The sequence below is a fragment of the Nitrosomonas halophila genome (assembly GCF_900107165.1).
Taxonomy (GTDB): Bacteria; Pseudomonadota; Gammaproteobacteria; order Burkholderiales; family Nitrosomonadaceae; genus Nitrosomonas; species Nitrosomonas halophila.
In genome coordinates this window covers 1-12,715 of sequence record NZ_FNOY01000075.1, presented here as the reverse complement: position 1 = coordinate 12,715, position 12,715 = coordinate 1, and the positions used below count along the sequence as shown (strand labels likewise).

Below are 12,715 nucleotides of genomic sequence, written 5' to 3'. Positions count from 1 at the left end.
GTTCGAGACCTCAGGGTGCAACGGCTTCCCCAGAAAACGCTGTTACTTTACAGTGTTGAGCAAGTTTGCTGCTCACTATTAATATACAAGGGTGCCGCTTGCGCACCATAAAACCGATGATGAATGGTTGCTGGGCCTAAAATGGAAATTTCCAAACAGCTTTTTGGTTATACCGATCTTTTTCTGATCTTCAAACATTTGGCATAAATTCATGATAAAACGCATGTTGCTGGTTGCAATCCTGACCATGCTGATTTTTGGCGGCCTGTTCGGCTGGAAATTTTACCAGGATAGGCGAGCGCAAAGCCGCATACAACCTCCCTCTCCGCCAGTCGTGGCCGTAACAAAAGTCAGACAGGAACACTGGCAGCCCTACCTGACCAGTGTCGGCAGCCTCGTCGCCGTGGCGGGGGTCGATGTCAGCAATGAGTTGGCCGGCAAGGTCACGGCAATTCATTTCGAATCCGGCCAGCCAGTCCGCAAGGGCCAGCTGCTGATCGAACTCGACACATCAACTGACGAAGCCGAGCTCCAGGGCCTGCAAGCCGACGAACTGCTGGCGCAGGTTCAGCTCAAGCGCAGCGAGCAGCTGCTCGACAAGCAATTCATCTCCCAGTCGGCCTATGATCTCAGCCGGGTACAGCTGGCCCAGGCCCAATCGGCGGTCAAGACCAAGCTATCGGTGATCGCAAAAAAACGTATCCGCGCGCCCTTCGATGGCCGGCTCGGCATCCGGCTGGTCGATCTCGGCCAGTATCTGGCCGAAGGCTCGCCAATCGTGACACTTCAGGCAGTCGATCCGATCTACGTCGATTTCACGCTGCCCGAACAGCACCTGGCCAACTTGTTCGTCGGCCAGGAAGTGACCCTGATCGTGCAGGCTTATCCGGACAAGCACTTCCAGGGCACAATCGGTGCGCTCAATCCAGTCATCGATATCGGCACACGCTCGATCAAAGTCCGCGCCACGCTGCCCAATCCCGAACAGCACCTGCGTCCCGGCATGTTTGCCGATGTGCGGGTGCTGTCCAGCCAACCACTCGCGGTGCTGACACTACCCGACACCGCCATCACCTACAATCCCTATGGCGAATCGGTCTTCGTGGTCGAATCCGATGCGCGCGGCCTGACCGTCCAGCGCCGGCAAATTGAGGCCGGTGACACCCGGCAAGGCCGTGTCCAGATCATCAAAGGCCTGCAAGCCGGTGAACATGTGGTCAGTGCCGGGCAGGTCAAATTGCGCAACGACATGCAAATTCTCATCGACGAACAGCCCGCACCGAGCGAACGGGAATCCCGTCCATGAAATTCACCGATCTGTTTATCCAGCGCCCGGTTCTGGCGAGCGTTATCAGTTTGCTGATTCTGGTAATCGGCCTGCGCTCGATCCTCCTGCTGGACGTGCGCCAATATCCCAAGACCGAGGACACGGTAGTGACTGTCACCACCAGTTACCCCGGCGCCGACAGTGATCTGGTCAAAGGTTTCATCACGACCCCTCTGCAGCAGGCGATTGCCGAGGCTGATGGCATCGATTACCTGTCTTCGGTCAGCCGCCAGGGCAGCTCCACCATCGAAGCGCGCATGCGCCTGAATTACGATCCCAATGCCGCGGTTGCCGAGATCCAGGCCAAGGTCGCCAGCCAGCGCAATGTCCTGCCAGCCGAGGCCGAGGATCCGGTCATCACTTCGCAAACCGGCGACCGCACGGCGCTGATGTATCTGGCCTTTTACAGCGACATACTGACACCGGCCCAAATCAACGATTATCTGTTGCGCGTGGTGCAACCCAAGCTGCAAGCCGTGGAGGGTGTCGGCAAGGCGCAGTTGCTGGGCAACAAAACCTTCGCCATGCGCATCTGGCTGGACCCCAGGCGCATGGCTGCACTGGCCATCACCGCCAACGAGGTGGCGGAAGTATTGCAGGCCAACAATTACCTTTCGGGTGCGGGTCAGACCAAAGGCGACTATGTCACCATCGACCTGAGCGCCACAACCGACGTGGCGCAAGAGCAGGATTTCCGGCAGCTGGTCGTGAGCAGCCGCAATGGCACGCTGATCCGTCTGGGCGATATCACCCACAGTGAAATGGGCAGCGAAGACTATAATTCGGTCAGCTGGTATAAAGGCAAGGACGCCATCTTCATGGCTATCGAGCAGGCGCCTGGCGCCAATCCACTGGTTGTTGCCAGGGCTGTGCGCAAGGCGGTGGCCGAAATCCAACCGGAGCTGCCCGAGGCCTTGCAGGCGCTGGTCCCTTATGACGCCAGCCAATTCATTCAGGATTCGATCGACGAAGTGCTGTTCACCCTGGTGGCAGCAGTTGCGATCGTCCTGGTGGTCATCTATCTGTCGCTGGGAACGGTACGCGCGGCACTGGTGCCAGCGGTGACTGTTCCACTGTCGTTGATCGGCAGCCTGTTCCTGATGCTGCAGATGGGTTTTTCCATCAACCTGTTGACCATGCTGGCAATGGTGCTGGCGATAGGCCTGGTCGTCGATGATGCGATTGTCGTGGTCGAGAATGTACACCGGCATATCGAATTGGGCAGCTCGCGTATCCAGGCTGCGATCGACGCCGCGCGCGAACTGGTGCTGCCTATTATCGCGACCACTGTCTCGGTGATCGCAGTCTATCTGCCGATCGGTTTCATGGGAGGGTTGGTCGGCACGCTGTTCACCGAGTTTGCCTTCTCACTGGCTGGCGCAGTTGCCATTTCAACAGTCGTGGCCTTGACATTGGCGCCCATGCTCAGCTCCAGGGTGCTCAAGGCAAAAGGCGCGGCCGGCCGGTTTGAACGTGCGCTTGAGCATTGGTTCACCAGCCTGGCCAATCGCTACCAGCGCTGGTTGCATGCGGTGCTGGCAGTGCCAGCCGTCATGCCGATGTTTGCGCTGGTGGTGCTGACCAGCATATATTTCATGTTCAACCTGACCCAGAAGGAGCTCGCCCCCACCGAAGACCAGAGCATCCTGTTCTTCATGGCCACAGGCCCCCAGACTGCAACCCTGAAATACAACGAAAGCTACGCGCGCGAGCTGATCGGCACCTTCGAAGCCATTCCCGAATATCACGAAAGCTTCATCCTGCTGGGTTTTGGCGGCGATGACAATGTGGTGTTCGGTGGCTTCAAAATGCCGCCGACAACCCAGCGCGAGCGCTCGCAAATGGATATCCAGCCGGAATTGCAGACCATGGTCAATGACATTGCCGGATTCCAGACAGCGATCATTCCGCGCCCGAGCCTGCCCGGCTCCGGTGGCGGCCTGCCATTGCAATTCGTGATCAAGACCGATGCCGATTATGCCCAGATCGATCAAGTTGCCGACCAACTGGTAGAGCGCGCGCTGACAAGTGGCCGGTTCTCGTTCTTGAGTAAGGAAATCGAATTCAATCGTCCCAAGGCCACGCTGGTGATCGATCGCGACCGGGCGGCCGATCTTGGCATCTCGATGCAGGATATCGGCCGCAACCTGGCTACCCTGCTGGGTGACAGCTATGTCAACCGCTTCAACCTGCAAGGCCGCAGCTACAAGGTTATCCCACAGGTCGACGATCTGGCGCGTTTCGATACCAGCAAATTCCAGCATTATTATCTACGCACCGCCTCGGGTGGACAGGTGCCGCTCTCATCCCTGGTACGCATCGAAAAGTCAGTGGAACCCGGCAAACGTACCCAGTTTCAACAACTCAACAGCTTGACGGTATCGGGGTCGCCCGCATCGGGCCATGCACTCGGAGACGCCATGGCCTATATGGAGCAATTGGCCAGCGAACTGTTTCCACGCGGCTTCAGCCATGACTATACCGGCAGCTCACGCCAGTATGCGCAACAAGGCAGTGACTTGATCATCACCTTCTTCATGTCACTGCTGATTATCTACTTGGTGCTGGCCGCACAGTTTGAAAGCTGGCGCGACCCGCTCATCATCCTGACCTCGGTACCAATGTCGATCGCGAGCGCACTCGCGTTTCTGATGCTGGGTTTTTCTTCGCTCAACATCTATACCCAGGTTGGCTTGATCACCTTGATCGGCCTGACAGCGAAGAACGGCATCCTGATCGTCGAATTCGCCAACCAGTTGCAATTGCGGAAGAATCTGTCCAGGCGCGACGCCGTCGAACAGGCAGCCACCATTCGCTTGCGACCCATCCTGATGACCACCGTCTCGACCATGGTCGGCATGGTGCCGCTGCTGTTGGCCACAGGGCCCGGCGCAGCCAGCCGCTTTGATATTGGTCTGGTCATTGTCAGCGGACTCGGCATTGGCGGCGCCCTATTCACCTTGTTTGTGGTGCCGGCATTCTACCTGCTGCTGGCACGTGAGCGGCATCAGGATGAACCAATTGCCCAGTCAGCGCCCTGAGGCAGTCTGGGAGGCTGGCGCATCAGGTGCGCGCGGTCACGCTGACATGGGCCAGCCCTGCCGATTCCACCACCTCGAATGTCACTGGCAGGAACTGTTCGATCAACCATATCGCCGTGCGCGCATGCAGGCTAAGGCTGCGCACACTGAACGAGCCACCGCCAGCAAGCGCCAGGAAAACCAGCAGCTGATCGGCTGCATGCACATCAAGCCCTGCGCCTGTGGCCAGATCTGCCATCAGCTCCACGCCGACAGCTTCGCCCAGCGCTTCTGCGCGCACGCCACGCTCTGCGACACGCGCCGCGCCCAGCACCGTCTGCCCGCATTCGGCCCAGCAAACAATCGCCCCGCCTGTCCCCACGGCAGCATCATGGCCCAAAAGCTGCCGTTCGATACTGACCTGCAGGCCCAATGCAGCCAGCCGCTCACAGGCCGCCCGCTCCATGCGCAGCGCGACATGCTCGGGCAGATTGGCGACATGCACGATGCCATGGATCGAACCGGCAGGATCCAATCGGTCGAACGCACGCGGCACAAGCCTGGCAGGCTGCACGGCAACCTCGATCTCGCCACCTCCGCGAGGATAGTATCCACGCCGCAGTACACGCGCATGCAGTTGTGCGCCGAGCCGCCTGATCAGCCAGACCAGCACCGCGCATAAATAATCAGCAGCCGGCGCCTGCCGGATATCGGTTCCCCCCGTGATCCACACTTTACAAGGTGCCGGCGCAGACAGCATGACGGGAATCAGGGCCTGCAGCACAAGCGTGATGCTGCCTGCGGTACCGATATCGAAGTGGTAGGCGCCCCCGCGCAGAGCAGCTGGTTCAAACATGATCAGCTGCGACCGCAAATTGAGACCGGTTATCCTGGCAGCACATAATTTGCCCACCGCCCGGACCCCGGCCAAATGCTGCGGCGCCAGGCCAGGATTGGAACGCCGCGCCCGGATGTTGCGAATACGCACATCGATACCGGTAATGGCGGACAACGCCACTGCCAGGCGCAACAACTGCCCCCCGCCCTCGCCATAACTACCATCGATTTCAAGCATGCCCCGGCTCCGGAAAAAACTTCGTCCTGAACAAACAACCACTATGACATAAAATAGCCTTGGAAGCTGTCTGGGAACACTGGATGATTGATCATGCAGCAGCATGATGCGTGCCAATACGCACGGCTTGTTCTAACGACCACCGGCCACTGCCCTTGCTGCCTGACAAAGCACCCAGCATCAAGGTCAGGTTGCCGTTGAACTGGATTGCCGCACCATTTCCGCGACTCGCCCCAAAACGGAAATTTCCAAACAGCTTCTTAGGAGCCGTGAACGAATAAGTGTGACAATTGGGCGCATCTGGCGGGATGCAATGCAAGGCGAGAGGAGGAGTCATAGCAAGGCTATGGCGACGACGAGTAACGCCGCAGTGCGCCCGACAGATGCGATCCAAGTGTTACAGTTATTTATGAACGACTCCTCAAGCAAACACTGCCAGACTGGCAGCGACCCATTTGGGTTCGGCATGCCCCGGGAGTCCATGCAATCGCTCAGGGCCATGCCAGACATCCCGGACAAGCGAGGATAGTGCATCGATGGCACAAATCACCATTCATTTCCATCACATATTGAATGATTTTCTGGCACCCGCATACCGTCACAGAGAAATCGTTCATCGTTACGACCGCAAGGCTTCGGTCAAAGACATGATCGAGTCATTCAACGTCCCGCATACCGAGGTTGAGCGGATTGTGGTCAACGGGCAGGCGGTCGATTTCAGCTATCTTATGCAGGATGGTGACCATATCCAGGTGTATCCCGCCTCAGCCAATCCCGGCGTGCCGTCACCACTTCCGCTTCGCCCTGAACCCCCCTCCCCACCCCGCTTCATCGTCGATACCAATCTTGGGCGGCTGGCACGCTATCTGAGGCTGTTGGGATTGGATTGCCTGTACCATAATGATTATGCGGATGCGGTCATTGCGCAAATCGCCAGCGCGCAGCAACGCACCGTCCTCACCCGCGACCGCAGCCTGCTCCGGCGCAGCCTGATCGTTCATGGCTATTTCGTCCGCTCGGACATGCCCAAAACCCAGGTGCGGGAGGTCCTGGCGAGATTCGACCTATACCGCTCGATCGATCCCTTGACGCGCTGCACCCGCTGCAACGGGAAACTGACGGCAACCGACAAACACCAAATCGCGCACCGCCTGGAACCCTTGACGAAGAAGTATTACGATAAATTCCTGAGCTGCCCGGATTGCGGCCAGATCTATTGGCAGGGCAGCCATTTCGAGCGTGTCATGCAGCTGATCGGCCAATTGTTGAGCCATCCCAAACAATTGGATACAAGGCGGCAGTGAGAGGCTTCCAGGGCAGCGATGAAACTAGGAGGCTGTCCTGGAATGGGTGAGGCATGATATGGCCCGATCAGCTATGTTCTGACCGGTAGCCATGGCAACGAAGCAGCTTTGGCTTGTGTACCCTTACCGAATGCTTCAATTGCCGGTATTGACAAGTAAATTAGGTGGGGGTCCGATAGGTTCGAAATCTTTCAGCAATGGAATATCTGCCTTGCTTATCCACCGGATATCGGTATCGAAAGTATTCAGTGGCCCCCAGCTGCCTGTAAATTTTTTTCCATCGGGCGTAAAAGTCCAGCACATTTCTTCCCCTGATGTATTAATGCCATCACCCAGGTTGACCGGCTCCCGCCACTCACCCTTTTCATCCTGATGTGAAATCCACATATCATGTCCGCCCCGCGAACCCAGATCATTGCGCATACTGGTAATGACTAAACTTTTTCCATCTTTTGACAATCCGGTCCAGTGCATGTGGTCGCGCTGCGGAGAATTGATTTTCGATCCCAGGCTTTCCGGTTTTTGCCATACCCCGTCTTTTTTCTCAACTTTCCAGATATCACTCTCTTGTGTGACCCCTGGCTGACTATAGTTGAAATATATCAGGCTGTCAGAAACAATAATCGGACAATGCTCCTCACCGGTGGGTGTATTGATGTTAGGCAGCTCCGGCACATCATTCCAGTTTTTGGCCGACTGCCATACGCCATCCACTTTCTGAACGACGTATAAATCACCTGACAGTAATTCACCGGGTTCATATCTTGTAAAGTAGATGACATTTCCATCATCGGAAAAACTCGGCTCCAGCTCCCAGGCTGATGTATTAATATTCGGCCCGACGGTAGGATCAATATCAGGCCCCAAATGAATAGGCGGCTGCCAGACACCCTCTACATTGTGAGACATCCATATATCGAAATTGTACGGGTTACCGGGCGATTCTATGCTGCCTTCACGGGTCGACACAAAAATTGCCGTTTTACCATCTGCACTGTAAGTAATCTCGATTTCGGAACCCGGTGAATTGATCGGTTCACCCATACTTTTTGATGCGCTCGGGGCTTCAGCTGCAACCCCACCCTCAGTCCCATGCATGCCTGGCATTGCGTAAGAAACACCATGTGCCAATGTAAATAACAGTGGCATGGCGTAAAGCTCCAGAGTAAGAAGCTTGCTCTTCATACTGATTTTCCTCTTCAGATTAAAGTAAACCAATCGTTCTTTTTTTTCGGAGGATATACGGCGAATGACTGTAATGTCAAGAAATGAGCAAGGGGTCAGGTCTTGGGTTACAAGATTACACTCCGGCTTTTTTAACAATGCGACTGACAGTCGCATAATGCAGCCCAAATTCATCCGCTATCGCTTTCATTGTATAGTCGCCTGTTTGATAGGCTGCTGTAATCCCTGCATTTCTGTCATTGAACGATGAATAATATGAGAGCGGCTTGGCATTTGCTCTTCGCTGCGCGCGTGGAATTTCACTGATATGGCTGTTGGATTGCACATGCTGCTGCATGGTTTCGATAAATTCTTCCCTGCCAAGATAAATTTGCCCGCGCAAGTCATTCCAGACGCTCGGCAATCCCACCCCCGCGCGCACAAAATCCCTATAAGCAGCAATGGCCCGCTTCCGCTTCTTCCCAAACTGCCCCAGTATCCAGTCCGTTTGCAACCACTCAGGGCGGCTGCCTTTCCCAATCATGGCTGAATAGCTGCTCCAGGGCCATTGCTCGACATCCTTCACCCTGCCCGCCCGCACAGGATTCAGCACAACATAGCGCGAGAGTTCAAGCAGATAACTTTCCTTCTCCACCAGAATGGCTTTGTATCGCCCCTGATAGACATGTCCAACACGATTGTGCGCACGATTGAAGGTTTGGGTATAGACGCCATTCAACTGCCGCATGCCCCTGGACAGATTTCCTTCCAGCGTTTCCACAACGATATGATAGTGGTTGTCCATCAGGCAATACGCATGACAAACCCAGTTGAATCGTTTACAGACTTGGCCAAACAGTGTCAGCCAATTGACACGATCAGCATCATCCAGATAAATTTCTTCCCTGCGATCCCCTCGGGAGGTCACATGATACAACCCCCCAGGGAATTCAATTCTTAGCGGTCTTGCCATTGTTAGTTTCCAGATTTCAATATTGTGCAGGATAAAGTATTGTTCATGGCAAGACAAGACTTGACCCCTTGCTTGTGCTACCAGCATGATATTTCAACCAATTTTTATCGCATTCTTGACTTAGCCGGTATTATGATCTAGCTTTCATATCTGTCTAAATCTAGTTAGAGCGTAACACCCATGGAATTTTTGTCACTTTTCCGAATGCCAACCCCGATGAAAATTACTGGGCGCTCTTCCAGCATCACAAACGCATTCATCAATTCTATAATTCCGGTCGTGCCGCCCAGCGCGGAAGAAGTTAAGCAGGCATTGAAGATACTCGGAATGACCCCTGAAACATTTCAGTGCGCATACTGTGGCGGCGTAGCTTCGGAATGGGATCACCTCCGCCCGCTCGTCAAAGACAAAAAGCCAACTGGGTACATTTCAGAAATTCACAACCTTGTACCATCCTGCGGAAAGTGCAATCAATCCAAGGGCAACAAGGAATGGAAAACCTGGATGCTTAGTACCGCGAAGCTATCACCCTCAGCGCGCGGCATTAAAGACATACCAGAGCGAATCAAACGCCTGGAGGCTTACGAGAATTTCAAGGCTCCAACGAAAATGGATTTTGCTGCCATTGTTGGGCCTGATGCGTGGGCACAGCACCAAAATAATCTAGAACGAGTTCAGTCACTCATGCGCGAATCACAGGCACTCGCCACAAAAATTAATACCAAGGTGGCCAATGCTTACAAAGTACTCTAACCATCGCTTTGAGTCTGACGGCTTACCCTTCCGCTACGCTCCAAGGCAAGCCGCGGCTCAAGCGAAATGTTAAAACGGATGAAAACTACCGTTACACAGATCAAATGAGATTTTCACATCTCTGCCAATTTTCGCCGTTAGAAATCCGTAACATGCACAAGAACCAAAAGATAGCAGATGGCCAATAGATCTCCAGAGCAAGGTCTTATTGATGAATTTGTTGCCCATCTTAAGCAGCATAAAGACGATAATTTAAGAATTGAAACAGTCATTAACACTAGCTGTAAATCTAAGAATTATGCTGATGTAGAGTTCAGATCGGCAGCAAACTTGCACTGGGTAATTGAGGCAAAGAGCGACGAATCAAAGGACAGACACAACACAATCCATAAAATATTCGGCGAGCTACTGAAGGAGACTGGCAAAACCAGTCGCTCTGATTGTTGCTATGCGATTCTGATACCTGAGTCGGCAGTAGGATTTTATAGTCGGGCCTTTCAGTCGATAGCCCGAGAGAAATTTCTTGGGTTTGGCGAGCTAATTCCAATCGATACAGTGTTCACCAGCAGCGCAACAGGCATAGGACAGCTTTCATGGGAGTCACTGTATGATGACTACAAACCCTAACAATCGCAGTCTTGGAGACGGCTTTTTCATTGCGACTTCGCCTCCATTATAAAGCCGCGCGTGCTGCGGGCGTTATACGCCGATGAAACTAATGTTCGCATTTGTATCGAAGTAAATTTTAATTGTTTTATCACCAAAAATTTTCGCAAAAGAATATAAGGAACTGAAAGGCATGAGCGGAGGGCAAACCAAAAATGCCGCGTTAACAACAGCCTTAGCCTTTCATTACCAAGTACTGATTGGCTTGGATAAATGCTTTTCGCTTGATGAAGGCCAGTCGGTTTGGTTTGAAAAAGACGGTGACGTTAGCCTGATTTCGCCAGATGCTTTGGCATCTACTCAAACCGAAGTAAAAGACTACGCCGCACCACTCACTGACCACCACGAAAATCTGTGGAAAACACTCAAGAACTGGCTGACCCCAGAGTTTGACCATACCCAATACGGGGTTTTAGTGCTGCACACCACTCAAGCATTTGGCGCAACAACTCGCCTAAAGGACTGGAATAAACAAAGTGACATGGAGCGTTTGAAAGTGCTAAAAGCTATTTTTTCAGAACGTACCGAAGAGCAGGTTAATGCCAATAAACCATCAGAAATCGTAAAGTTGCAGAAAACGGTGATGATAGACACTGCCCATCAAGATTTGATGACTGTCCTCGCCAAAGTAGTGCTGCATGTTGAATCTGAAGATTTAGACGCACTAATGCATACGGGGTCAGGTCTTGATACAATACACTCCACCCCAGCTATTTTATCAATCCAACCGACAATCGCATCATGCAACCCGCATTCATCCACCGTATCTTTCATTGGATGCAGAAAGGGGTTCAGCTCCAGCATCACAAAACATAAATTGGAATCGCTCATTCCAAGCCCAGCCCTGGACGCCGGTCTTCATTTGCCCGCCCCATGATTCGCGTTCAGTTCGTCTCATTCGCTAGCTCCACACTCCCAGCTTATTTCGAGGAACAACAGGTGGGTGATCTGTCCGATGTAGTCGCCGCAGGCACTGCCCTGGTCACGCAGGAGATTGGCATAGCTCCAGACTTCGGAAACGATTGATTCGCGGGTCATTCTTCATCTTTCATGCGGATATCATGCCGCAGCAGCGTTTCGCTGTATGCCAGAAAGTCATTCAGGTGGCGGGTAATGATGCTGACCACGATTGGCAGATGCAGGCTTTGGTAATCGTGCACCGCGATATTGCGAAACCCCACCATCCGCTTGAGCACGCCCGCCAGTTCCTGGTGATCCATCCTCCCTGCTGTAACAGGCTGAACACATCCCGCGCACTTTGGGGAACCCCCAGGCGCTCCCGCCGGATCAGGTAATATCCCATGTCCAACGCTGCCTCGCAGGCACGCTGGATATTGAGAATGGTGGCATCCTGACGGGTGAGATCGCTGACAAAACCGTCCGGATTCGCCTCGTACTCCTCGCGCGCCCGTGCCACACAGCGTTCTATGGCCGCCGCCTTGTTGATCAACACATCATCGGTCATATATCCGGCCCCGTTGTACGATATCCGCCAGCAATCCGGCGCGCGCCCGATCCAGCTCCACTTTCTCGCTGAGCATGGCCGCCTCAAACAGTGCGGCCCGATAATCCGCCGCCCACCAGCGTTGCCCGGTGGTGAAAATCTGGTGTTGCATCACCGTGGATGCGGCACGCACGTCCAGCAGGTCCACCGGGCACCCGGCCAGCTCACTCAGTTCACTTGCCAACTCCCACAGCTGCAGCGGATCGGCGTAACCCTCGACCAGCACCGCCAGATCAAGATCGCTCTCCGCCGTGGCCGTGCCTTGCACCCGGCTACCAAAGGCATAAATGGCGAGCAGCCCGGTCAGTCGTGACCGAAGGTGATCGATGATGGGTTCAGGTTGTGGCGGCATGATGGTGACAGGCAACAAAGATAAGAGAGGGCTGGAGGAAAAATATCATATCCCGGCTTTTTAACCATGTGGCAGACAGTCGCATAATGCAGCGCGCATCCATCCGCTATCGCTTTCATTGTATATTTATCTGTTCAATCCGTTAAAGGCTGCAAAAAAGAAAACAGCCCCTAACGGGCTGGCTCATTATACTGCGGGGCGCGGTGGCCTATGCGAAATCAAACAATGCCGCCGTGACCATCATACCCACGTTCGGCCGAAAAAATGGGGGCTGTCACTGTGTGGGATGCACTGGCACACCGGTTTTTGTTATGCGAGGCAATTTGCTGGCAGCGGCCGAAATTCGACGGTGCGCGAGCGCACCCTACCACTGCCGGTCTACTCTCCTGTCATCATATGCAGGAACATTGGCTCTGTGCAGTTACTGATGCTCGCCAATGCGAGATTATTTGTGCAGAGAACCACTCAGAAATGAAAAATTGTGGTAACTATTCAGCGTATTCTTTCTCTCAGTCATTCTGCAACATAAAATCAGGCAGTTTCCCAGCGAAGAGCAGGGAAAGCGCCTCGGAAGCAG

At 54.0% G+C, this 12,715-nt stretch carries 12 protein-coding genes and 1 pseudogene; 6 read left to right on the top strand and 7 right to left on the bottom strand.

Translation table 11 applies throughout. The features are described from left to right. Positions 1-211: 211 nt before the first annotated feature. Together BLV85_RS12800 and BLV85_RS12795 are read left to right on the top strand one after the other, a co-directional pair. The gene (locus BLV85_RS12800) at positions 212-1,306 is read left to right on the top strand and encodes an efflux RND transporter periplasmic adaptor subunit (protein WP_090415634.1); all 1,095 of its coding nucleotides are present in this window, start codon (positions 212-214) and stop codon (positions 1,304-1,306) included. Further along, positions 1,303-4,368 carry an efflux RND transporter permease subunit gene (locus BLV85_RS12795; protein ID WP_090415633.1) on the top strand — a complete coding sequence of 1,022 codons (3,066 nt, stop codon included), beginning with the start codon at positions 1,303-1,305 and terminating at the stop codon, positions 4,366-4,368. Before BLV85_RS12800 ends, BLV85_RS12795 begins: the two co-directional genes overlap by 4 nt. A 22-nt stretch (positions 4,369-4,390) precedes the next feature. Here BLV85_RS12795 and rtcA read toward each other — a convergent pair whose 3' ends face one another. After that, positions 4,391-5,422, bottom strand: a complete 1,032-nt coding sequence (rtcA, locus tag BLV85_RS12790) for an RNA 3'-terminal phosphate cyclase (protein WP_090415632.1) — start codon at positions 5,420-5,422, stop codon at positions 4,391-4,393. Between the two features lie 91 nt (positions 5,423-5,513). After that, positions 5,514-5,759: a hypothetical protein gene (locus tag BLV85_RS12785; protein ID WP_143032345.1), complete on the bottom strand. Its 246-nt coding sequence runs from the start codon at positions 5,757-5,759 to the stop codon at positions 5,514-5,516. A 199-nt stretch (positions 5,760-5,958) separates the two neighbouring features. On the opposite strand from BLV85_RS12785, the gene BLV85_RS12775 reads away from it, so the two are divergent. Beyond that, positions 5,959-6,726: a Mut7-C RNAse domain-containing protein gene (locus tag BLV85_RS12775; protein ID WP_090415629.1), complete on the top strand. Its 768-nt coding sequence runs from the start codon at positions 5,959-5,961 to the stop codon at positions 6,724-6,726. Between the two features lie 135 nt (positions 6,727-6,861). On the opposite strand, the gene BLV85_RS12770 is transcribed toward BLV85_RS12775, so the two are convergent. Both BLV85_RS12770 and BLV85_RS12765 read right to left on the bottom strand, forming a co-directional pair. After that, complete coding sequence (locus BLV85_RS12770; protein ID WP_245725213.1) at positions 6,862-8,067, bottom strand: hypothetical protein; 1,206 nt, start codon at positions 8,065-8,067, stop codon at positions 6,862-6,864. Beyond that, positions 8,027-8,863 (bottom strand): transposase, encoded by an 837-nt coding sequence (locus BLV85_RS12765; RefSeq protein WP_090415627.1) that lies wholly within the window; start codon positions 8,861-8,863, stop codon positions 8,027-8,029. The genes BLV85_RS12770 and BLV85_RS12765 overlap by 41 nt, the downstream gene beginning before the upstream one ends. A gap of 180 nt (positions 8,864-9,043) precedes the next feature. On the opposite strand from BLV85_RS12765, the gene BLV85_RS12760 reads away from it, so the two are divergent. The 3 genes from BLV85_RS12760 (at position 9,044) to BLV85_RS12750 (ending at position 11,159) form a co-directional block, all read left to right on the top strand. Beyond that, positions 9,044-9,616 (top strand): HNH endonuclease, encoded by a 573-nt coding sequence (locus tag BLV85_RS12760; protein WP_218132842.1) that lies wholly within the window; start codon positions 9,044-9,046, stop codon positions 9,614-9,616. A 177-nt stretch (positions 9,617-9,793) separates the two neighbouring features. Continuing rightward, positions 9,794-10,243, top strand: a complete 450-nt coding sequence (locus BLV85_RS12755; protein ID WP_090415625.1) for a hypothetical protein — start codon at positions 9,794-9,796, stop codon at positions 10,241-10,243. A 172-nt stretch (positions 10,244-10,415) separates the two neighbouring features. Further along, positions 10,416-11,159, top strand: coding sequence for a hypothetical protein (locus tag BLV85_RS12750; RefSeq protein ID WP_218132841.1), 744 nt, complete (start codon positions 10,416-10,418; stop codon positions 11,157-11,159). A gap of 17 nt (positions 11,160-11,176) precedes the next feature. Here BLV85_RS12750 and BLV85_RS14960 read toward each other — a convergent pair whose 3' ends face one another. The 3 genes and pseudogenes from BLV85_RS14960 to mntA all read right to left on the bottom strand — a co-directional run bounded on the left by BLV85_RS14960 (position 11,177) and on the right by mntA (position 12,138). Beyond that, the gene (locus BLV85_RS14960) at positions 11,177-11,320 is read right to left on the bottom strand and encodes a restriction endonuclease subunit S (protein WP_143032344.1); all 144 of its coding nucleotides are present in this window, start codon (positions 11,318-11,320) and stop codon (positions 11,177-11,179) included. Beyond that, positions 11,317-11,747 (bottom strand): annotated as a pseudogene (gene hepT, locus BLV85_RS12745) (type VII toxin-antitoxin system HepT family RNase toxin). Before hepT ends, BLV85_RS14960 begins: the two are co-directional and overlap by 4 nt. Then, on the bottom strand, positions 11,737-12,138 hold the full coding sequence (gene mntA, locus BLV85_RS12740) for a type VII toxin-antitoxin system MntA family adenylyltransferase antitoxin (protein WP_090415635.1): 402 nt from the start codon (positions 12,136-12,138) through the stop codon (positions 11,737-11,739). Before mntA ends, hepT begins: the two are co-directional and overlap by 11 nt. Positions 12,139-12,715: the final 577 nt, after the last annotated feature.